24 protein-coding genes are annotated in these 21,652 nt (G+C 44.3%); 16 read left to right on the plus strand and 8 right to left on the minus strand.

What is annotated here, in order from left to right:
- Nucleotides 1-283: 283 nt before the first annotated feature.
- Entirely contained in the window at nt 284-832 is a 549-nt protein-coding gene (locus AB4351_RS10185) for a hypothetical protein (RefSeq protein WP_151416712.1), read from the plus strand.
- A gap of 435 nt (nt 833-1,267) precedes the next feature.
- On the opposite strand, the gene AB4351_RS10190 is transcribed toward AB4351_RS10185, so the two are convergent.
- Together AB4351_RS10190 and AB4351_RS10195 are read right to left on the minus strand one after the other, a co-directional pair.
- Entirely contained in the window at nt 1,268-1,783 is a 516-nt protein-coding gene (locus AB4351_RS10190; protein WP_102320869.1) for a DUF3299 domain-containing protein, read from the minus strand.
- Between the two features lie 116 nt (nt 1,784-1,899).
- The gene (locus AB4351_RS10195; protein ID WP_102320870.1) at nt 1,900-2,721 is read right to left on the minus strand and encodes a DUF4437 domain-containing protein; all 822 of its coding nucleotides are present in this window, start codon (nt 2,719-2,721) and stop codon (nt 1,900-1,902) included.
- A gap of 136 nt (nt 2,722-2,857) precedes the next feature.
- Here AB4351_RS10195 and AB4351_RS10200 point away from each other — a divergent pair, with 136 nt between their 5' ends.
- On the plus strand, nt 2,858-3,811 hold the full coding sequence (locus AB4351_RS10200) for a LysR family transcriptional regulator (protein ID WP_102320871.1): 954 nt from the start codon (nt 2,858-2,860) through the stop codon (nt 3,809-3,811).
- A gap of 1,228 nt (nt 3,812-5,039) precedes the next feature.
- On the opposite strand, the gene AB4351_RS10205 is transcribed toward AB4351_RS10200, so the two are convergent.
- Nucleotides 5,040-5,801 carry a transporter substrate-binding domain-containing protein gene (locus tag AB4351_RS10205; RefSeq protein WP_017070266.1) on the minus strand — a complete coding sequence of 254 codons (762 nt, stop codon included), beginning with the start codon at nt 5,799-5,801 and terminating at the stop codon, nt 5,040-5,042.
- Nucleotides 5,802-6,087: 286 nt separating this feature from the next.
- Between AB4351_RS10205 and AB4351_RS10210 the strand changes: the two genes are divergently transcribed.
- The 4 genes from AB4351_RS10210 (at nt 6,088) to AB4351_RS10225 (ending at nt 9,245) form a co-directional block, all read left to right on the plus strand.
- Nucleotides 6,088-7,137, plus strand: coding sequence for an HlyD family secretion protein (locus AB4351_RS10210; protein ID WP_017062229.1), 1,050 nt, complete (start codon nt 6,088-6,090; stop codon nt 7,135-7,137).
- A 72-nt stretch (nt 7,138-7,209) separates the two neighbouring features.
- Nucleotides 7,210-8,223, plus strand: coding sequence for a DUF2955 domain-containing protein (locus AB4351_RS10215; RefSeq protein WP_372125873.1), 1,014 nt, complete (start codon nt 7,210-7,212; stop codon nt 8,221-8,223).
- Entirely contained in the window at nt 8,186-8,653 is a 468-nt protein-coding gene (locus tag AB4351_RS10220; RefSeq protein ID WP_017062227.1) for a MarR family winged helix-turn-helix transcriptional regulator, read from the plus strand. The genes AB4351_RS10215 and AB4351_RS10220 overlap by 38 nt, the downstream gene beginning before the upstream one ends.
- Nucleotides 8,654-8,705: 52 nt before the next feature.
- Nucleotides 8,706-9,245 (plus strand): lipocalin family protein, encoded by a 540-nt coding sequence (locus AB4351_RS10225; protein WP_017062226.1) that lies wholly within the window; start codon nt 8,706-8,708, stop codon nt 9,243-9,245.
- A gap of 64 nt (nt 9,246-9,309) precedes the next feature.
- Here AB4351_RS10225 and AB4351_RS10230 read toward each other — a convergent pair whose 3' ends face one another.
- Nucleotides 9,310-9,648, minus strand: coding sequence for a hypothetical protein (locus AB4351_RS10230; RefSeq protein ID WP_050650325.1), 339 nt, complete (start codon nt 9,646-9,648; stop codon nt 9,310-9,312).
- 236 nt (nt 9,649-9,884) lie between these two features.
- Here AB4351_RS10230 and AB4351_RS10235 point away from each other — a divergent pair, with 236 nt between their 5' ends.
- The 5 genes from AB4351_RS10235 (at nt 9,885) to AB4351_RS10255 (ending at nt 13,100) form a co-directional block, all read left to right on the plus strand.
- Nucleotides 9,885-10,718, plus strand: a complete 834-nt coding sequence (locus tag AB4351_RS10235; RefSeq protein WP_048614742.1) for an AraC family transcriptional regulator — start codon at nt 9,885-9,887, stop codon at nt 10,716-10,718.
- A 104-nt stretch (nt 10,719-10,822) separates the two neighbouring features.
- Nucleotides 10,823-11,551 carry an AzlC family ABC transporter permease gene (locus AB4351_RS10240; RefSeq protein WP_017062223.1) on the plus strand — a complete coding sequence of 243 codons (729 nt, stop codon included), beginning with the start codon at nt 10,823-10,825 and terminating at the stop codon, nt 11,549-11,551.
- Between the two features lie 2 nt (nt 11,552-11,553).
- A complete protein-coding gene (locus AB4351_RS10245) occupies nt 11,554-11,883 on the plus strand; it encodes an AzlD domain-containing protein (protein WP_029235696.1) in 330 nt (109 codons plus the stop codon).
- Between the two features lie 56 nt (nt 11,884-11,939).
- A complete protein-coding gene (locus AB4351_RS10250; RefSeq protein ID WP_017070270.1) occupies nt 11,940-12,245 on the plus strand; it encodes an NIPSNAP family protein in 306 nt (101 codons plus the stop codon).
- A gap of 81 nt (nt 12,246-12,326) precedes the next feature.
- Nucleotides 12,327-13,100, plus strand: coding sequence for a viroplasmin family protein (locus AB4351_RS10255; RefSeq protein WP_372115107.1), 774 nt, complete (start codon nt 12,327-12,329; stop codon nt 13,098-13,100).
- A 119-nt stretch (nt 13,101-13,219) separates the two neighbouring features.
- Here the strand turns inward: AB4351_RS10255 and AB4351_RS10260 are convergent, their stop codons facing one another.
- Nucleotides 13,220-14,368 (minus strand): glycosyltransferase family 4 protein, encoded by a 1,149-nt coding sequence (locus AB4351_RS10260; protein WP_372125877.1) that lies wholly within the window; start codon nt 14,366-14,368, stop codon nt 13,220-13,222.
- A 316-nt stretch (nt 14,369-14,684) separates the two neighbouring features.
- Here AB4351_RS10260 and AB4351_RS10265 point away from each other — a divergent pair, with 316 nt between their 5' ends.
- The 5 genes from AB4351_RS10265 to AB4351_RS10285 all read left to right on the plus strand — a co-directional run bounded on the left by AB4351_RS10265 (nt 14,685) and on the right by AB4351_RS10285 (nt 18,788).
- Nucleotides 14,685-15,611 carry a glycosyltransferase gene (locus tag AB4351_RS10265; protein WP_017062218.1) on the plus strand — a complete coding sequence of 309 codons (927 nt, stop codon included), beginning with the start codon at nt 14,685-14,687 and terminating at the stop codon, nt 15,609-15,611.
- Nucleotides 15,612-15,627: 16 nt separating this feature from the next.
- Nucleotides 15,628-17,064, plus strand: a complete 1,437-nt coding sequence (locus AB4351_RS10270; protein WP_017067059.1) for a lipopolysaccharide biosynthesis protein — start codon at nt 15,628-15,630, stop codon at nt 17,062-17,064.
- Between the two features lie 75 nt (nt 17,065-17,139).
- Entirely contained in the window at nt 17,140-17,457 is a 318-nt protein-coding gene (locus tag AB4351_RS10275; protein WP_017070274.1) for a hypothetical protein, read from the plus strand.
- Nucleotides 17,458-17,587: 130 nt separating this feature from the next.
- On the plus strand, nt 17,588-18,202 hold the full coding sequence (locus AB4351_RS10280; RefSeq protein ID WP_102320553.1) for a LysE family translocator: 615 nt from the start codon (nt 17,588-17,590) through the stop codon (nt 18,200-18,202).
- Nucleotides 18,203-18,353: 151 nt separating this feature from the next.
- Complete coding sequence (locus tag AB4351_RS10285) at nt 18,354-18,788, plus strand: N-acetyltransferase (RefSeq protein ID WP_017062214.1); 435 nt, start codon at nt 18,354-18,356, stop codon at nt 18,786-18,788.
- Between the two features lie 74 nt (nt 18,789-18,862).
- Here the strand turns inward: AB4351_RS10285 and AB4351_RS10290 are convergent, their stop codons facing one another.
- From AB4351_RS10290 to AB4351_RS10300, 3 genes are all read right to left on the minus strand, one after another.
- A complete protein-coding gene (locus AB4351_RS10290; protein ID WP_017062213.1) occupies nt 18,863-19,330 on the minus strand; it encodes a DUF3429 domain-containing protein in 468 nt (155 codons plus the stop codon).
- A complete protein-coding gene (locus AB4351_RS10295) occupies nt 19,327-19,872 on the minus strand; it encodes a glutathione peroxidase (RefSeq protein ID WP_102393681.1) in 546 nt (181 codons plus the stop codon). Before AB4351_RS10295 ends, AB4351_RS10290 begins: the two co-directional genes overlap by 4 nt.
- Nucleotides 19,873-19,956: 84 nt before the next feature.
- Complete coding sequence (locus AB4351_RS10300) at nt 19,957-21,300, minus strand: ABC1 kinase family protein (protein ID WP_372125880.1); 1,344 nt, start codon at nt 21,298-21,300, stop codon at nt 19,957-19,959.
- Nucleotides 21,301-21,652 lie beyond the last annotated feature (352 nt).

Consider the following 21,652-nt stretch of genomic DNA (forward strand, 5'->3'; position numbering starts at 1 on the left):
AGAAAATGTCGCGCACATAAGGTTGAAACCCGGTTAAGTGTCCTGCCGCATAGGCAGCTAAGAATAGGCCAGGAAGAAAGCAACCAGCCTGCTGAGCAAGCAGTTAAGAATCAAAACCATCATGTTTAGGCTTGATGGTTTTTTATTAGTTGGTCGATTTTATCCGAGGTGTTTTTTAACACGGAAGTTTCCAGAATCTTCATAGGTTGAATTAGCCAGGCTTATCATTTTACCAACATATCCCTATAATACTTTTGAGGTTGTAGTAAACAAGAGACACGGTATGAGTAAAATTATCAAGGCAGCTTTTGATGGCAGTGCTAATGATAGTATAAGCGATATCATTGCTAAAGTTATGGCACTTCGTCTGGAAGAATCAGAGTATAAAAATGACGAATTTTATCTATCAGATGAAAACTATGAATTAGCGAATATTATTATTGGTCAACTAGATGATCAAGCCCAAAAGCTAAGGGAGGCTTATCGCGAGATAGAACGATCAGCGCATGTTGAGAGCTACTTTGACAGCTTAACTATTGATGAGCTGCTTGTTGCTAATAGTTGTATCCGAGAGTTTGAAATGATTCTCAATGCAAAGTATTACACCATGAGTGGTTGCGTTATCGTTTCAGGGGCGTCAGTGATGCAAATAATGAAACAGATTCGTATGTCAGCAGCTAAGTTACGTAGAGTTATTGGTGATCTGATGTCTGTCGAGCGCCAACTTCGAGTTGCTTCAACGAACAAATATGACAGTAGCTTTGAGATGACTAGTGATAAAATCACAAAGCTCAAATTAGCAACAGAAGCAGCGATCACCAGTCATAGCTGAGGTAGGTTTTAGTTGGAAAGCCTCTATTAATTATAATTTACGGCTTGTTGTTAGCTTTTCTCATAGTAATGATCTTGTTTGGGGAGCACAAAAGGACTATCTGATCCGCCCCACTATCATTGGATATCAGTTAGGCCACTCCATACCTAAAGCTATCCGAGGTTTTATAATTTGGCACAAAACTAAACTCGATTTTGTCCACAAGCTTCTCTGGTTGAATTTTTACCCGTGGCACTTTCTAACTCGAAAGTGCCCCATTCCAATTCGGGATGCATGTCTGTCACACTTCAAGGCTAGCCATTTGGTCTACATTTTCTAACCAGTGCAGTGTCTAGTGAAGTGCGGGCTAACCAAATGGCTCTTTCCTTAGTTGTTCACTACCAGATCATTGGTTTGGGTCACCCGCAGCCCTATAGAGTCTCTAGTTTTACTAGATCACACTTTGTTATATATCTCTAAGCTCGCACCTTCAATGGAATAGCCTGACTCGACCCCTATGTCATCAGAAATTACTGTTTCTGTTTTCAAGGTTCCTGTGATGTAAACGATATCCCAAAGGTCTTTAGTTGGAGTCCCTTCTTCAAACTTGACGTAAATAATCTGGTTTGGAGGTGGTGGTGGAACGTGAATACACGCACCATAAAAGGGAACCAAAAGAAACTCAGAGATTGACTCTGAGTCCCCTTCTAATGGAATCACGAAACCCGGTATTTTGACGTTGCTGCCATTCAGTTCTGGACGAACACTTCCCACTAGAGCCTGCTGAGCAACATTCGCACTATGGTCAAGGGCAGCAAGGGTTTCATCGCTGACGCGTGCACGTTCGCTTTCTGGGATCAGATCAAGCCACTCAATTTCTACCGTATTTTCATCGCGCACTTGGTTTGCTGCAAAAGAGGCAGAGCTGAATGTCACCATGATCAAAGAAGCGATGAACAATATGTGTTTCATATATTAACCTTTGTATTGTACATAACCCTTGTGCTGCACAGATTTGCGCGTCGATGGAAATTGCCACCGGTTTAAGGGGGATTAAGCCGATGGCGAGGGACAAAGCGAGCTAGGGCTTATTTCACTTGGTACTTGCTGTTAGTACGGATGTAGATTGTTGCCTCAGAGTCCCCCGTGTTGGTGATGTTATGAGAGAACTTGCCCTCAGATTCCACGTAGCTTCCCGGGTTTAAAGTAAGATTGCTGCTTTGTTCTTTTGAGTTGTACTCAATCGAGCCTGCAATCACAACGGCGCGGAACTCACTTGCGTCCGTGGTGATTTTTCCTTCAAAGCCGGCAGGCAGTTTGATCATTGAACCACCCATGTCAGAAGTGCTACCCCAAACATACGTTGATTGAACACCGTCTACTTTGATATCGTGAAGATCACTGCTGTTTAGCCACACGATATTGTCTTTATGCAAGTTTAGAGGACGTTCGCCATTATCGAACTTCTCTTCAGATGGTTGAACTAGATATGGACCCGCATCAATCTCAAGGTAGATTAGGTTTGTTTCACCGTTTGCGGCAGTGGTGTGGTCTTCACCTGCTGGTTGCGTCCAGAACGAGCCTGTTGGCATCCACATCTTTTCTGATGTTGGATCGTCATTATGCATTTGACCTTCAATGACCACACCGCGGTACGTGATGTTATGAATGTGCGGTGGTGACTCAAAACCCTTGTTAAAGCGTACCAACATACCTGTTGCGGTATCCGTTGTACGGTCACCCCAAAGGTCCGCAGCTCCCGGGCTAAGTACGCCGCGCAAAGGGTTTAGATAACCCCACTCAATATCGTTTACCGCGACAACTTTTGAAGAACCTTCATCGGCAAAAGAAGGTGTAGTAAGTAGCGTTGCGGCTAGTGCTAATGTCGATGCTTTAAATAATGATTTCATAGTAATGTCTCTGCTGTATTTGCTTGAGATTAATAATATTCAAAATTATTCATTCGATAAACGGGCTAATCTTTAATACACTTTCCTTAAATCGTGGATAATAAAACTGACCATTCGAGTAGTGAAGAGTATAGTGATGAAAATTTCAGATTTACAGGTTTTGTTGAAAGTTGCTGAGCTTCAATCGATTACAGCCGCGGCGAATCAACTTGATATGAGCTCTTCTGCTGCAAGTGTGTCATTAAAACGGATAGAGCAAGAGTTAGGAGCCGAGTTATTTGTTCGAACGACGCGAAAGATGCGCATGACCCCAGAGGGTGAGCGGTATCTACCTTTGTGCCAACAAGCATTGGATTTGTTGCAACAAGGGCAGGTGTTGGTCAATGAAGAGCAGCAATCCATCAGTGGGGAAGTTCGTATCGCGGTGTCTTCTGAGATGGGGCGCAACCTGATGCGCGTTTTGCTTAATGATGTAATGGACAAGCATCAAGACCTGTCATTGAGGCTCCATGTGAGTGATAGCCGAACCGATTTTTACCGCGATGGGGTCGATGTGGCGTTACGAGCTATGACTAAAGGTGCCGCGCAAGAATCCAACTTGTATGGATTTAAGATCTGCGATATCCCTCATGTTCTATGCGCTTCTCCTGATTATATTGAAAATCATGGTCGACCTTTGGTTCCTGATGATTTATATCAACATAAAGCCTTGCTCTACAAACTGTACGAAGTCGTGCACGACGGTTGGGATCTTTATCATGGTGATCAAAAATACAGAATAAAAATGAACAGTGATCGAGCTGTGAATGATGGTGATATTGTTCGTCGGTGGTGTATTGATGGGGTGGGGATAGCGAAGAAATCCGCTATTGATGTCGGTGAAGATTTACTCGCGGGCCGATTAGAGAGGATATTAGTTAATAGCGATATACCACTGACCGAAATGTGGCTGATATTACCGAGTCGTCAGTTGATCTCTCCAGCGATTCGATTAATACGTGATGAGCTAAAAGTCAGGATTCACCAGCTTCGCGACAACTTGCTTGAGCAAGGGTTGATTGAAACTCGTGAATGGCCGTTGGATAACTAGCTATGGTCGCCAATAATTGTTCTAGAGACAAGCTAAACCAGCGTTTGCCATACTTCAGTTAATTCGTCTTTCCCTAATTTAGCAAAAGTGCTAACTCAGAAATGTCCGTGCGACCTGAAGTCGTATGAAGCGTTGTTCACCACGAAGAGTGAACCATCTGTACCACCAGATGCCCCTAAGAGCCTGAATAAAGCAGCGGCTCTGACAATGTAACGAAGCTTGGTCGTTAAACTGAGCGGGAACGGAATCGTGAGAGGACGTTTCTCCTGACAACCACAAGTTGGGTGAGTGCTAGGGGGGCAATATGATGAATGTAATGTGAATCCATTTAAGGCGCGTTATATGATGAAGCAGCGGAAGTGGTTAATACGCTGTAGCCAAAAGGCAACGAGAGTCGGAAAGAGATTGGACATTACTCTTTCGTGGTCATTGCACTCTCCGCACCATTGTGGGCATCTAAGTTGACATTTTACGCGACATACGGAACAGGGTAAGCCTGTATATCTCCCTATGGGAAAGCAGCCTGTGAAGGTTGCCGATAGGTATGCAGGTAAAGGAGGTTAGAAAAAGCGAATGCTACTTTGTAATGAAGTAGATACAGGTTTATATCTGGCGCGAAAGCGAGCTGACTTCTAACTGGTCTCCCGTTGCGAGATAGCTTGAAGAACTTTATTAAAGAAGAAAAGCAAATGATGATTTCGAATGAAATTAGTGCGTCTTCTGACAACGAACCGTGGTTTCTTATTCATCAAGTGGTCATTGGGTCAGTTTTAAAGCTTTGAGTGTGTATCGCAAAGGTAATTTTGTTACTGGGTGCTTAACGGTGCCTTTGTGGAGGCTTGAGCCGTATGCAGTGAAAGTTGCACGTACGGTTCTGAGGAGGGAGGCACCTGGTAACAGGTGCCGCCTATCCGACAGAAGCTTCTTAGCGCATTAACTCATCTCTTGTGATCACCAAGCGATTCTGTCTAGAGGATTAATTGGAGCGTAGTAAATTTACTACGTTGAATCTTAGTCGTTGTTCAAATTTGCAGACTTTCGATGCAATGTTATGCGAACTTATGTTGCAAATTGTACTTTAACTCTTTGATAATTGGTTTGCGTTATGAAGACTTATGTTGCAAGCATCACCTTAAAAAAGCCGCTCTTTATGAGCGGCTTTTTGCTATCTGATGCTTTCTAAAGTGAACACAGTTCGCAATTAGTTTAGTCCACACTGCATACCAAACTATTCGTAAATGCTGTATGAAAAATACTTACTTGCGATTTTTTGATGCTGACCATTGTCGATCAAGCGCTGGATACCGTCATCAATAAGATCTTTGAGTTCATTATCTTGTTTTCGTACCGCGACACCAATACCACGCCCGAACCATTTTTCTTCTGTAAATTTAGGACCCGTAAAGTGGTAGTCCTTACCTTGCTCCGTTTCAAGAAAGCCCGTATTGAGTCCCATAGAACCACCAAACACGCTATCTAGGCGTCCGTTGAGTAAATCGGTAAAGGCTTCGTCGAATGATCCATAACGCTTGATATCTACATTTGGGTAGATCTCGGAAAGGTATTTGTCACCAATGGTAGCGCGCTGAACTCCAATTGTTAGTTCATTTAAGCTGCCGTCATCCATATTGATTTCACGCCCTTTTTCCATGACAAAACGAGTGGGAACTTTAGCGTAAGGCATCGTGAAGTTAACTTTCTTTTCACGTTCTTCGGTAATTGTCATAGCCGCTATAATTGCATCGTTTTTACGGCTTAAAAGCGAAGGGATAATTCCGTCCCAGTCAGTTTTTGAGATGATACATTTTACTTCTAATTCGACACACAAGGCGTTGGCTAAATCGACTTCAAACCCCTCTAATTCACCATCTTGCGTTGTCCAGCTGAATGGTGGGTATGCTCCTTCCACCGTAAATCGGATTTGCTTCCAATCTTTTGCGTAAGTAAATACTGAGAAAACACTGACGAATACAACAAATATCCACTTCATTTTTATTTCCTTATAGTTTTAATGGATAAGTCGGTTAATCAAATGTTAAAGAATATCAATGTTAATGCATATCATTGTGAGCAAAGGCATTAGATAACTTCTGGAGCTCTTGCTTCCCAAACTAACTACACGACTTTTTCTTATCTAAATTTCTATTTATATCTTTCATAAACAGTAGCTTGCTGTACTTCTCGCAAGATCTTTAAGATACTCACCTTTGATTTATGTTGCATCTGAAACAAAAATCAATACAATGAGCGCATTATTTTGTTGTAGGTGAAACATTATGGCTAATAAAGCGTATCAATGGATGCTCTATCTAACACTTGGCACCAGTGCCTTGTTTGCTCTTTTCTTGGTGGCAAGTGACAACCTTGCGCCGTTCACAACTCAAGCTCAATTGCACATTCCAACCAGCCGTATTGCTGCAGAAGTGTCGGCGCCAGTGGTGGAGTTGGCTGTTAAGAATGGTCAGGATGTAAAAAAAGGGGAACTGCTAGTTCGCTTAGATCCAACTCGTTTTGAATTGGCGTTAACTCAGGCTGAAGCGGCTTTGGTTGAAGCAGAGCAAAGCTATGAAGCAAACAAGCAGCACTTGCATGGCGCGGAAGCGACGTTACGTCAGCGCCAACACGAAGCTCTGAATGCCGAGAGAAAATTGAAGCGTAACCAGCAATTGATTTCGAGAAAACTTGTTAGCCAAGAAACGCTAGACGATAGCCGATCGGACACGATTGTAAGACAGCAAGCCGTCGAAGCTGCGCAAGCCGATATTGAGCAGATAAAAGCTGAGCTTGAGAAAAGCAGCGACAACGGTGCTTTGGCTGTTGCTCGAACTCGCGTTGAACTGGCGCAATTGGATTTGGACAAAACGACAATCGTCGCGCCTGTTGATGGCGTAATCAGCAATCTCAACCTTAACTCAGGAACCTATGTTGGCGCTGGCAGCCCCGTTTTGTTTTTGGTTGATCGCCAGCATGCTTGGATTAACGCAGACTTCAACGAAAAGGGCAGTGCAAATCTGACTGCGGGAACAACCGTTCGTTTGGTGTTTGATGCAATGCCTGGTGAGGTGTTTGAGGGAAATATTCAAGGTCGTGAACTGGCTATCTATGATGCGAGCAGCGACAACAGCGGCCTCGCGAAAGTCGTGAATGATGATCGCTGGATTCGAGACCAACAAAAAGTGCGTACACAAGTAACGTTGCCGTCACTTGATCACTCATTGTTCTCAGGCTCTAAAGTGAGCGTGATGGTGGTGCCTGAAGCGACGTTTTGGGATGTGATCGGAAGTGCATGGATGGAAGTGCTAGCTCGCATTCGTTACCTAGTTTAACTGTGCTCTTCAATCATCGACTAACTGACTACCCACTGACGAAATAACGATTTACGACCTAAGAGGCAGATTATGAATAACGAAGTTCGAGGCCCGATTAACTGGTCTGAAGTAGCTTGGATCAGCGCTATCGTGTCTTTGGGTATGTTGGCTCAACTTTTGCTACAGCTAGGTGTTGCGGCGTACCTCGCTCTTTATCCGGTAATGGCGGCGACCAAGATTAACGACTACTCAGTGAGAGGTATGCTCAAAGCGTTTCTCCCTATCTTGGGTGTCGCTTGTGTGGCTCTGCTTGTCGATCAGTTATTTGCCTCACACCCGGCAGTGGTTTGGGGGATCAGTTTATGGGTATTTGATTTAGCAAGAAGGTGGGCCGACACGCCTGCCAAACTTGGGAAAATCTACATCCCATTGCTCAATTGGTTTTTGGTGATTGTGTTTGCACAACATGGCCCAATGCCGATGACGGACTGGGTTCGCGATATAGCAGTGAGCATGGTGACGACCATGGTTGTGGTGAGATTTGTGATGCTGTTCTTAAAGCCGCCCAAAGCGATGTCGCCGCTGCCAATGCAAAGTGTTCCTGTGACGTACCAGCAGCGAGTGATATATGTGGTCATGCTTGGAGTTGGTTTAGCATTTTTGATGATGGTCGATTTGATTGCCGCGACGTTCTGTATGATGCCTGTGATTATTGCGGCTGCGCAAAGTGAACGCATGAACTATCAAATGGTGGTGAAAAACTGTTTACAAGCCCACGTTGGTGGTTGTGCATTGGCGTTGGTCTTCGTAACCTTGTTAGCGGGGCAACACTCCTATAATTGGGTGTATATCATTGGACTAACAAGCTTGGTGACCATGATAGCAATTTGGATCAGCGGCAGTCGTGGTGGCGTGCGAGGTATGCATACTGAAGCGATGTTAGGAACTATGCTACCATTGCAACTCTATGTTTCAGCAACCGATCTTGGTTTGCAAGATACCTACTTTCGTGCAGAGTTAATGTCCATCGTGTTGGTATTATTAGTGGTCTGCCAAGGAATTATATATGGAAAATCAACCAGCATTATCCATCACCGGAATTGATGCACTCGACAGCAATCCTATGTTCTTAATGGGCTTTGCTTACAAACAGTTTCGAGCTCAAGTCACCGCTGAGATGGGCACCACTTCGGGCATTTCTCTAGAGATGTTTGGTGCGCTTCGAGTGTTAGATAAGCATGGCAAAATCACTCAGCAAGAGTTAACCAATTACTTGCTTCGAAATCGCTCTGTGACCAAGCGTTTGGTTGATAACGCGATTAAGCTGAACCTTATTGAGGCCAGCAAGAGTGAAACGAACAAAAAGGTAAAACTTCTTTCTTTAACGGAAGAGGGCAAGAAGCTTGCCGAATATTGTGAGCCTATGGTCGATAGTATCAGCGAGCAGTTTCAGAGTGCGTTGAGTGAAGACGAATCCAAGCAGTTACAGACCTTGTTGGCTAAGCTTGTAAAAACAGACCAATTCGTCGACTGATTATGCGATCGAAGGTGTGGGTCTAATAACAATCGAATAAAGAGTAAGTGACATGACATACAAAATATTAGCGATGCTAATGATTAAGCTGTTGTTTACGTTTCGTGGCAGTAAACCTACGTCTAAAATCCCCGCCTCTGACTTTGATGCCGAACGCTTCGCTGGTACATGGTATTCCGCTTGTTTTATCCCGCATCCATTGCAATCAAAGCTCGGTTCTTTGTCGTTTAGCTTTTTATTTGAATCTGACGGTAATCTTAAGCTGACAACTCGAGGCTACAACGCGAAAAAGAATGAGTGGAAGACCAAAGAACAAGCCGCAACATTTAAGGGCTCTCAAACCGAAGCGTGGTTTTCAGTCGAAGCGAATAGCCCTTATGAGAAGCAGAGAAAGGTAATTTTCTTGAATGAAGATTACACTCAGGCTTTGTTGGTGGGTCCTACCAAAAATACCTTACAGATCTTGTATCGCACTGCAGAGTTCACCAAACAAGACTTAGACTCGCTGATTGAACGGGCGCAGAGCATGGGTTTTAAAACCAGTAAGCTAGTTCGTGTGTCACAACATATCAATGATGTGCCTGAACAATAAAGTAAGTTCGGCTAGTCCTGACTAGGTAGCTCGGCTAATAAGCAAACAACATTGCTAACCCGTTCTAATTCGCAGGCAACACTACTGCCGATGCTTCTTCGTCTGAATCTTCTTTGTCTTCTACTTGGTCAGCAACCCAATCGATTGTCTTTGTTAGATAAAGTTTGTTGGTTTCGGTGTCACACCAACTCTTGGATAATCCTCTTCGATTGAATTCACTGCCAATTGCTGCGAGTGTCTGGTTACTTGAGCGCCCGTAATACAAGGTGTCGCACAGTTGTAGGTTCGACATGGATTGTGGGTACGTATTGACCGACGAGGAGTTCATGCTCAGTGCTTTTGATTGGTTATGAGTGCACCCTGTAAGGCTCAGGAAAAAGAAAAGGATTAGCGTATTTTTCATGTTGTATCAGGTCTGTTGCCGATGATTTGAAGACAGTATTGGCATGTAGAATTAAATTATTGTCAATTTTTCGCCAACTATTTATAGACCAAGACTTTCCTCCCAGTTAGAGAGCGTTATTAAGCCAACGACAAAAACGGTATTAACAAACAAAAGCGCAATTTTGTACAAAAGCTGAAAGAGACTATAGAGTAGACTGATAAGTCGCTCGATAATCAACAGGCTTGGGAATTGTTATGGAGAACAAGAAACGCTCTAAAGAAAAGGCCGAATATAAGATAACCGAAGAGCTCGGCGGCCTTGAAATTCTTAATGCTGAATACGAAAAGCAGAACTTCTCGCGCCATAGTCACGAGGGCTACACGCTGGGAGTCATCGAGCAGGGCGCTCAGCGTTTCTATCGAACGGGCGGACATCATATTGCACCACAAAATGCGATTATATTGGTCAATGCCGACGAAGTTCATAGCGGTCACTCCGCTACTGAAGGCGGTTGGGCGTATCGAGCCATGTATCCACTCCCAGAGCAACTTGCCAAGATTACTCAAGAGCTTAACCTACCCAATTACGGCGCGCCTTACTTCCCAAGAGCGGTTGTTGAAGATCCTGAACTCGCTAATCAATTGAGGCTGGTCTTCAACACGATTGATGAATCCGACAATCGCCTGTTAAGAGAGACCTTGATGTACGGGATGTTGGTTAAGCTGATTAGCCGACATGGAAAATCGCCGCTTAACCCTCAACTCGATGGGAAAACTCAGCGCCAGCTTGTCTTGGTTAAAGAGTTCTTAGATGACTTTCCACAAGCCGATGTGTCCCTAGAAGAGCTATCTAAGTTAGCGGCATTGAGCCCGTTTCACTTAGTGCGTTCTTTTCAAAAAGAGTTTGGTCTTCCGCCACATGCGTATCAAATCCAATCTAGGTTAAGGCTTTCGCGCAAGTTATTGAAACAAGGACATACCATTTCAGATACCGCGCAAGAGTGTGGCTTTCATGACCAAAGCCATTTTCATCGACACTTCAAAAAGGCCAATGGCTACACGCCGGGGCAATACATCAAAATGCTCTAAATCGGACACCTTAATTCGTTCGCGAAATCGAGCAAGTTTGTACAATCGAACCGACTCCACTCTTCTTACATTGAATAGCAAATGTGAAGAGAGAAAAGAATGATATGGATAGCGAAACAATGGATAGACGAACACAGTTATGGAAAGGCGTTTTAGCGGGAATGCCCTTGAGCATTGCAGTAATCCCTTGGGGAATTCTAGCCGGTTCATATGCGATAGATGCCGGATTGAATCAACTTCAAGCGCAAGCGATGTCGGCTATTTTGTTTGCTGGCTCAGCGCAACTTGTCGCTGCGGGTATGTTCAAAGCGGGTATTGGTTTAGGCACTATGTTGTTGACCACACTGTTCATCACCTCAAGACACTTTCTGTATAGCGTATCGATGCGTGACAAAATCAGCCATCTTCCTGCGCGTTGGCGTCTATTACTCGGATTTTGGCTCACCGATGAGCTGTTCGCGATTTGTAGTGGGCAGTCTCAGAAGGAATTTAATCGCTGGTATGCTGCGGGTGTAGGCGGCGGTTTTTATCTTGTTTGGAATATCGCGAGCTTTGTTGGCATTGTCGCGGGAAGCCAAATTCCATCACTTAACGAGATTGGGCTCGACTTCGCGGTCGCAGCAACCTTTATTGCGTTAGTTTTTCCATTAATCAGAACAGTGCCTGTCGTCGTATGTGTGGTGGTTTCATTGGTCACTTCAGTTGCTATGTCGGTTAACAATATTGAGGGCGGGCTAATGATTGCAGCGATTGCCGGAATGTTAGCGGGCTTTATCAGCGAATCGTTCCAAGAGCGAAACAACGGTAACAAGACAATCGTGGAGGGGAAATAGAGATGATTTGGTTAACGATATTCCTCATGACTGCGATTGTTTTCTTTAGTCGGTATTTGTTTCTTGAGCCTGCAATCCCGCTTCGACTCAATCAAACCGCAAGGCGCCTATTGCGCTATTCAAGCCCAGCGGTGCTGACTGCGATTTGGGGGCCAATTGTATTTGCTCCTGAACAAACATTTTGGCCAAGCCTTGAAAACCCATACTTAATAGGCGCGGTGGTCACAGGTCTGTTGATTTGGAAAACAGGCAATGTGTTGCTAACGATCGGCGTCAGCATGGCGGTGTTTTTGTTCTATAACCTTGTCGCGGTTGATTTCCTTTTTTCTTGAGCTTCAACGTCAACTTAGGCTTTGTGTTTCTCCTATTCTTTAAGGGCTGTATAAATATGATTACTTGTTATGTTCGATATGTGATTGATCCTAAAAAGGTAAATGAGTTTGAGGCATACGCAAAAATGTGGATTCCACTGGTCGCTAAATTCGGGGGCCAACACAATGGTTATTTCTTACCGTCGGAAGGGGCGAACAATATTGCCTTGGCGCTGTTTACCTTTGAAAGTTTGGCTGCCTATGAAGAGTATCGGATTAAATCGTTGAACGATGCTGAGTGTATTAAAGCGTTTGAATTTGCAGACGAAGTTGATTGCATCGTGAGTTATGAACGCAGCTTTTTTAGACCTGTTTTAGAGTGATAGACCTTGCAACGTATAGCGTGGTGGCATCTAATGTACTGATTCACTGTTTGTGTGTTTAGGTTTTGGTAAGGAGTTAGTTTGGCTAAGAAATATTATGTGGTTTGGAAAGGTCGTACACCGGGTATTTTTACCACTTGGAATGACTGTAAGTCTCAAGTCGATGGCTTTGCTGGTGCGAGATATAAATCGTTCCCAACACTAGGCGAGGCTGAGTCTGCTTTCGGTGGTAAAACGTCGTCTGCGTCAGGTTCTACAGCGACAAAGCCAAACTCTGCGGGTAAGGCGACGAAAGCTAAGGTGCCGCCTCTTTCGGAGCAGCAAATCACTGATATGCCTTTTGATATCAAGATCTTTACTGACGGTGCTTGTGAGCCAAACCCCGGTGAAGCGGGGACGGGTTTAGCGGTATACCGAAACAACCAATTAACAGAATTGTGGTATGGCTTGTATCAACCTGTTGGTACCAACAATACCGCCGAATTACATGGGCTTAAGCAAGCGTTTATTCTCGCAAAAGAGAAGCTAAACGCGGGCCTCTCTGTTGCGATCTATTGTGATTCTAAGTACTCAATTGATTGTATTACTAAGTGGGCAACGGGTTGGGAGAAAAAGGGCTGGACCAAGTCTGGCGGTGAGATCAAAAACCTCGATATTATTAAGCCTGCGTATGCGCTCTACCAAGAACTGGCTTCAAAAATTACCATCTACCATGTGAACGGTCACGTTGGTATTGAAGGTAACGAACTGGCCGATAGAATGTCGATTGTGGCTATTTCATCGAAAGAGCAACAACTCGCTCAATATCGTGACATCGAAGATATTGAGTCTATTTTGGCACTGCGAGCAGGCTAGTTAGGCTTCTTAATGAAAAGCTACTGAAAGCATAAGTCGCGATCATTGGGCAGTGCTAAGTTGAGCGTTACATTTCAAATTGATGTAGCGCTCTTTTGTTTTTGTGGTGCTCCGTTTTCTTATGGAGCTGGGTTCTCTATCCAACGAGATAATTGCTGAGCTTGTTTGATCGAGTTAAAACTGTCTTTCACTCTCTCACGCGCCTTTAAACCCATCGATGCTTTATCGTTGCTGCTTAGCTGCGCGAAACGCTCAATCGCTTCTCTTAATTCTTCCACGTTTTTTTCGTTAACCACAAAACCTGTCTCTGGTGAGACGATCTCTTTGCATCCCATGATGTTGGTGGTAATGACTGGCGTTCCCACAGCCATCGCTTCTTTTAAAACCAGAGGCCCTGTATCCACACATCCGGTTTCGGAAAAACAGAAGGGCGCGATTAGGCTGTCATAATTCGATAGTTTCTCTTTCACCCATTCATGAGGCTTAGCGCCAAGAAAGGTCACGTTTCGAGTGAGCCCTTGCTCTTTGACCTGTAACTTTAATTGTTGCTCTAAATCGCCAGTACCGATGATATCGAGATGAATGTCGAGAGGTTCGGCAATCGGCGCCAATGCATCAATAAGATGGTGGATACCTTTTTGCTCCACTAATCGGCCAAGGAAAATAAAGCGAAGTTGCTTCGTTTCGGTTTTTGGGTTGAGTTGGAATTGTTTAGTATTCACTCCGCAGTGCAGGAGCTTAATGTTTCCTTTCGCCATGGTATTGAAGTCAGCGAGCATGTCTTTACACACTGCAACCACAAAATCACTCGATGAGATTTTATGTTCAATGTCATAAGCGAACTCGTAAACATCATGACCATGAGCAACGAACGAACAGGTGATATTCAGCAGCTTTGCCGCGACGATGGCGTGAGCAGTGGTGTGCTGACAGAAATGCGCGTGAACGTGTTCGACGTCGTTTTCCGCGAGTTGCAGCGCTAATTTAAACCCATAAGCGAACAGTGACTTTTTGGGCATGCTGGTTTGCTTAGAAATAAATGAGACAGCCTTGATGAAACCTATCCAGTTAATGCTGGCGACTTTACCCTTCCGAACATTTTTACCTATTTCGACAATGTCGTAGTCGAACTGTTTTTCACTGTTTTCAATTTTGAACGTCATTACACACACATCGTGCCCACACGCTTTCACAGATTCGACTTCTGTTTGAATGAAGGTCTCACTGAGTACTGGGTAGGTTGGCGCCACAAATGCTACTTTCTTCATTCCTTACTCCTCAAATCCATATGACTAAAGCTATCAAGCCAAGGTAATAACCAATAAAGCAAGATACGAACCAAGATCGAATCGTAGCTTTGGAGGGCTTTCTGATTGCTTTTCGAAGGTTACCCCTTAAGAGGTGGCTCGTTTTCTCAAATTGATAATCAAATTGGAGTTGCAGTTTTTTTGAACATCTGTGTTTGGTCGTCATTTTGAGAATGGACGCGTAGGTGACTGATATAGAGGTGATTTTGTAGTAAGACACTCTCGGCATAGAACATGCAACGTCAGCCATATAACGTATAAATCTGAGGGCGTCATTATGGCTAAAGTAAGTGTTGTTATTCCTACCTACAATTGTTTGGATTACCTGCCGAAAGCGATTGGTAGTGTACTAAAGCAGACTCATCAAGATGTTGAGCTGATTGTCATTGACGATAACAGTAACGATGGAACGTCGACGTATCTTGCTTCTATAGACGATGAACGCATTATTACGTTGTCCACATTGGGTGTTGGTGCGCCTCAAGCGAGAAACCTAGGGATTGAAAAGGCGACCGGTGAATACATCGCTTTTTTAGACGCAGACGATTTCTGGTTTCCTGAAAAAATTGAGCGCCAACTCGAATTTCATCAACGTTACCCTGATCTCGCGATGAGCTTTACTAACTACGAGCATCTTACTGAAGATTACCAAGTAATAGTCGACTGCTTTAGTTACTGGTCGCAGTTTCAAGATCAAGATGAGCTGTTCATCAATATCGAGAACCCGTTGGAGTTCATCATAGAAAATAACGTGATTGGAACATCAACGGTCATGGTGAAAGCGGATGTGTTTTCTCAAACAGACAGTTTCAATGCTGACATCAAGTATGGGGAAGATTGGGAACTGTGGCTTCGAATGAGTGAAAACCATCAGATCGGTGTGTTGAACTCGGTGCAGGTTGGCTACTTGATGAGAGCGAGCTCTGTTACCCAAACTGAAAGTCTTAAATTGAGAAATTTGCAGTCTATAGAGACTATTCTTCAACATTACCAAAATGACAGTCAACGATGGAATCTACCCACTTCTAGCTTCAAAATCGCAAAGGCGAGAATACTGGAAGGTTATGCTGACTATTATCGAGGTTTACAACAGAATAGACAGGCTATTGCCTACAGTTTCCGTTCTTTGGTCATGTCACCTCAAAAACGCACATTGCGACACCTAATTGGAGACTGTAAAAGTTTCCTAAAGCCAGCTTGGTAAGGAAAAGGTGACGACTATGGGTTCTTTAAAGCAGTCGGCTTACTACGCCATCGGTATATTAATGATGAAAGGGATTTCATTGGTGATGATCCCGTACATTACGCACAATATGACGTTGGCAGAGTATGGTTCCTTAGAAGCCATTGTCTTGCTGGCAGACATTGGGACGATATTGTTCAGCTTCGGTATTGTCGATGCCATGTATCGTTATGTGGGTGTCGCCGAAGGTGATGAAAAGCAAAAGCTCGTCTCGAACTGCTTCACATTGAGCGTGCTGGTGTGCGTGCTTGGGGGCGCCTTGATTGCCCTCAGTATGCCGTTGTTAATCTTAATGTTGCCAGTTGAATTCCAGCCTTACCAGATACTGCTTCTGCTTATTCCTACCATGCTCGATGGGGCGATTTCTATCCCGCTAACGCTGATGCGTATGAACGCGATGGCGAAACGTTTTTGCATGCTCAATGTGTTGAAAGCCGGTGTTCAAGCCATCATGACTTTTGTTTTGCTTGAGGCTGGATACGGTATAGATGGCGTGTTGATTTCAGCTGCGGTATCCAGTGTGTTGCTAATGGTTTGTTTAGTGCGTTATCAATGGCAAGAGATGGGATCTTTTGGTTGCTTCAAATACTCGGCGAAGATCTTAAAATTCGGACTGCCCGTTCTGGTTGGCGGTGCATCAATGTATATGATCATGGGGCTCGACCGCTGGGTAATGGCAAGCTTCGTCGGTGTCGAAGAACTCGCGATTTATGCGGTTAGCGGAAAGTTCGCGTTGATTCTTGGTCTGTTGTTGCAGCCTTACGCGCTTTGGTGGTTTCCAAACCGTGTGGCGATGCTTCAACAGCCGGGTGGCAGTAAGATGTGTGCCGATAGGGCGTTAGTCGGAGTGAACCTCGCCATTGTTTTAGGTTCGTTGATGATTCTAACGGTACCCGGATTTATTTCTCTCATTTTACCGAGCAGTTATCATTACGCGGGGGCCATTGTTGTTGCGCTGCTTGCGATTAGCGTTATCAAAAATGCAGGTGATTATCTTAACCTTGGTTGTTTCAGTGGCGATTCGAGTCAATCTCAAATGTGGATTCAAGGTGGATGTGCGGTCTTGGCGGCCATTGGTTATTTCACAGTGACGCCTATTTATGGCGTGTGGGGTGTTGTCGCGGTTCTTTGTGCAACTTATGTTGTGCGGCTCATGCTTCTGTATGTTGTAAGCCAAGCGATGGAACAATTACCTTATGAACACAGCAAGTGGGTAACCGCAGTTAGCATCGCATTAGTAGCGATAGCGAGTGATCAACTTCTGGGATTGGTGTTGGTTGATGTCCATGACTTTATTCTTGGATCGGCTGTTGGTGTAATCGCGCTGGTGGCCTTTGTTAAATACTCAGTGATCGTTGTCCCGCAAGCTCTGCTCGACAAGTTGATGCTGGGTAAGCAGTCTCACGCAAATTAAAATAAAACACTGTTCATAATGTGTGAGATTCGATAGTATTTATAAATTCAATGAATGCCATCAATGGAAAGATACATGAACAAGTGGATTGTGCTCTCAGCTCTATTCTCAACCTTATCGTACGCTTCGTCTGAATTGTCTAACCACGACGTACTCACTCAGCACTTTGACGTTCCTGAAGCTATCTCCTTAGAAAATCAAAACAGGGTATGTAATAGCCTTGTTTGTAGTTCGGTGTCTGCGCCAAAATCTGTTCCTGCTGTTGGCGACTTCCCAGAGCGAGAATCAAACCCAACGATAGATACAATTGCGAGCGCTATCTATTTCGTCGGTGAGATTGGTGTCGCCGAAAATCTAGCGACACCCGAGTACGAACAGTTTTTTGAGAACTGATTGAAAATTTACTGTATAGATTTGGTGCTTATTTTTTATGCAGTTACAAAAGATATGAAATGCTGTTATAAACGATAAGACCTTGTTTAAGGATTTTATAATCACGGCATTTGGCAATTAGGAAGCACCAATGGAAATCTGGAAGTTACTGCTGTTTATCCCCGCTTGTTTTGCGCTCAACATGACTCCGGGCCCAAACAATTTGTTATCAATGAACAACGCCCGTTGTTACGGATTTCAGGCCGCCTTTGTCGCAGGCCTAGGAAGAATCCTCGCTTTTTCTGGCATGATTGCTTTGGCTGCATCTGGCTTAGCGGTTGTGCTTTATACTTCTGAAACGCTGTTTTTCCTGATCAAACTATTTGGCGCGATGTATCTGTTGTGGATCGCGTTCAACCTATGGCGCTCACACGCCAGTCCGGTCGTGGATATCGAACGAAATAAGAATTGGTTTGGTCTGTTTAAACAAGAATTTGCACTCGCTGCTGGCAATCCAAAAGCGATACTCATTTTCACTGCATTCCTTCCTCAATTTGTCGATGTTTCAGCGAACGTAAATACTCAATTCTTTGTTTTAGGTAGCACCTTTCTAGTGTTAGAAATGCTCGCGATATCGATCTACGCGGCATTTGGCTTATACCTCAGAAACTGGTTCTCTAAGCCACAAATGGCAAAACGTTTCAACAAAGCGTGCTCGGTTTTTCTTGCGTTATCTGGCGCAAATTTGTTGGTTATTCGACAGTAAAACATAAGTAACCTAATCTACTCCTCAGGCGTTAGTTAAGTGGCATCTTCGTTAAGGTAGTTCGTAAGCCTTTAGGCTGTTGATATATTATTAATAGCACCTTTGAGTTTGCATGTTTAAACTTGAGGTTCGGTTTAAATGAGGTCTATCTATGAATGTTGTTTGTGCGGAAAAACAAGAACTGGCTGATATCTACCAGCTTGAACATGCTTTGTTTGGCGCTCACGCCTATCCGCTGTTTTTCTTTCGTCAGGCCTTTGATTGCTGGGGAAAAGGTTTATTGGTTGCTAAGCAAGACTCAAAGATTGCTGGCTATGCCTTAACGACAACCACAGACAAGCAGAATGAGTTTTGGGTCCTATCATTGGCTGTAGACCAGAATTATCGTGGCATGGGAGTTGGCCGGAAACTGATGCAACAGGCGGTTGAGCAGTTGCCTCGAGATGCTAGGCTTTTGCTCACTGTAGACCCAAATAACACATCGGCTCGTGCGCTTTATGCATCGATGGGGTTCGTTACCATCAAGCAAGAAGACAACTACTTTGGTGATGATGAGCCGAGGTTAGTGATGAAGCTCATCATCTAGATTGTTGCTAACGGTTTTTAACAAAGGCGCTTAACTAAATCAAAGGCTCACACTTCAAAGACAATCTCGTAGCTCTAGGTTAGCATCACGATACCGTGCATTAACACGACACTAGAGGTCAGCCGAGTCCTCATATCAAAGTAGCCATCAGGACCTTGGCTCTGGTTCTCTTCTCTCATCGTCCTTTCAGCTCGCCAAACCGCAATATAACCAAAGATGAGAATCAGAGTTGTCACTAGCTCTTTTTGTTCGCCAAGCAATACTGCCAGCCAAGCGATGAGCACAATCGCGTTGCTTATTAGCAGTGCTTTGTTACTTGATTGGCTTTCAAAGTTTTCGATGCCATTTGCCCACAAGATCCCTGAAAGAAAACTCAAAATTGCCACGCTGTAGGTGATGAACAGCGTTTCACCGCTTATCCCCATAAATTGGCTGTCGGTGAGCGAAAGGAGAAGACCGAATAAAAACGGAATTAACCCCATGTACCCCAGTTTGGCCATGGTGTTACGGGTTTGAGTTGTTGCCATGTAATCCGCCTTCATAACTGCTGCTCAATCGCGTTTTTGAGCGTGGCACTCACTGGAGATGTGGAGCTAGGGAAGGTGGCGACGACTTTACCTTCTTTACTGATCAAGAATTTGTAAAAGTTCCATTTAGGCGTTACGCCCGCTTGCTGTTGTATCTCTGTAAACACGGGGTTGGCGTTGCTACCAGACAGTGAAGCTCGCGCCATCATTGGGAAGGTCACGCCATAGTCTAGGTAACAAACCTTTGCCGCCTTCTCTTCGCTTCCCTTGTCTTGGCGAAAATCATTACTTGGGAAACCGATAACCGTGAAGCCTTGGTCTTTGTAGGTTTGATGAAGTTGCTCGAGTTGCTCAAACTGCGGAGTGAAGCCACATTGGCTCGCTGTATTTACCACCAATAGAGTTTTGCCTTGAAACTCATCGCACAAGGCGATTTCTTCGGTTGAGTTTAACAAGCGCTGTTTGCCATTAAGTATTTCGGGACAGCTCGCTGCAAAGGCGATGGAACTCGTGAGGCTTGTAATCAGTGCGGTTGAGCAAAGTAGTGAACATTTCATAGGGTTGGCTCATTTTAGTTGGCGTAATGGTTATTACTCTTGAGCACGATGAAATGATCACTTTGCGTATTATTTACTGTCTCATTAACTCGCGCTTTTAGTTGTGCTTTTGCTCTCTGAGATAAGATATGGAGCGACCAAGCGACTGATATTCACTTTTGCACCAAGGCGAGCCGCTAATAGATACATGCCACCAATTTTTCGGTGCAGGAACAGCGCATCGGCGGGCGGCGTATGCCAATACTCTTGTTCCATGCTCAAAATGGTGCCTGCTTCACGAAGCCTTTGTGCCAATCCACTGGCTTTGAAGTCGTACTCTTCGTCAACTAACATCGGCTCACAGGCCATCTTCACTAGATTTAGAATCGCTTGGCGTTGTTCGGGAAGAATTGTCTCGCTAAAGAATCCTATTTGCTCTAAAGCTCGGTTGAGCACTTGCTCATCGTTGTTAATGACAGAGGAAAAGGCCAAGCGATAACCCTCGCTGAAGCGGTCACTGTACTCACGGGTTGCTCCGAAATCTAATAAGCCAATTTGTCGGGTGTTTTCAACATAAAGGTAGTTGGCGAAATTGGGATCGGTTTGCACCATCTTAAAATCGAACAACTCTCTGAACAGAAGCTCCAGTAAGCTGTGCATTACAAAGTCACGTGTGCATTGGTCGTAACTTTCGATTTGCTCTATTGAGACGCCCTCAATGAAGTCCATGGCGAGCACCGATTCTGAAGAGACTTGCGGATGAATCTTAGGTACGACGAAGTGAGAGTATTCTTTCAATGCATCATGGTAACGAGTTGCGTAATCAGCTTCGCGAGCATAGTCTGCTTCATCGTGGAGCTGTTTCTTTGCCTCTTCTAACAAGCCTTTGTAGTCGACCGACTTTGGTATCAAGCCAACAATATTGAGCAGCGTGCCCACGTTATCTACATCACTGTCGATACTTTTTCTAATGCCGGGGTATTGGACTTTGACTGCGAGTTTGTCCCCAGCATCACTATAGGCTTGGTGAACTTGTCCGATAGATGCACTGGCGATCGGTTTAAAATTGAAGGACAGGAATTCGGTTTTCCAATGGTTCCCGAGCGAGCTTTCTAACACTTGATTGAGCTGTTTTGTTGGCAGTGGATCGGCATCGGAGCGCAGGCGAGAGAGAATGTCGGCTAACTCTGGTTCTAAGACATCACCCGCATCCATTGATAGCATCTGTCCTAACTTCATAGCCGCACCGCGCAGGTGTGCGAGTTGATCGGTCAGGCGAGCAATGTTTTGTGGCGTTAACAGTAAGTCTTTTGCTTTGGGCCTGTTGCCTTGTGCAATTTGTTTGGTGCCTTCCGTTAGCACGTTACCCGCGACTCTTGTCGCCAACGAAGCGAACTTACTGAATCTAGAAATTCGATGTGTGGGAAGGTTTCTCTCTTTTGCCGACATAAAGGTTCTCTCTGGTAATCAGGGTTGATACCAATCGTAGTAAATAACTGTTCACCCTAGCTTGTTAAAAATCTCGATAAAGTCGTTAGATTTTTTGATTGTAGAATAACTACTTATCTAAAAAATCCGCCTTGTTCTCAAGCTTTTTTCCTGCGCTATTTCTTGACACTTACCTACTGTGATTGGTATGACTACAAAGTTCTATCAATCATTACACAACCGTATGTTTTGTTGTGCTAACTTGTCGCGTGGAACAGTAAACAGAATTAAAAGGACAAAGCATGAAATTTATTTGGTTGAAAGTGGCCGTTACGGTATTGGTGTTCGCAGCCCTATTTGGCATCGTTTACTA

The sequence above is a fragment of the Vibrio sp. 10N.261.51.F11 genome, from assembly GCF_041471665.1.
GTDB classification, from domain to species: Bacteria; Pseudomonadota; Gammaproteobacteria; order Enterobacterales; family Vibrionaceae; genus Vibrio; species Vibrio crassostreae_C.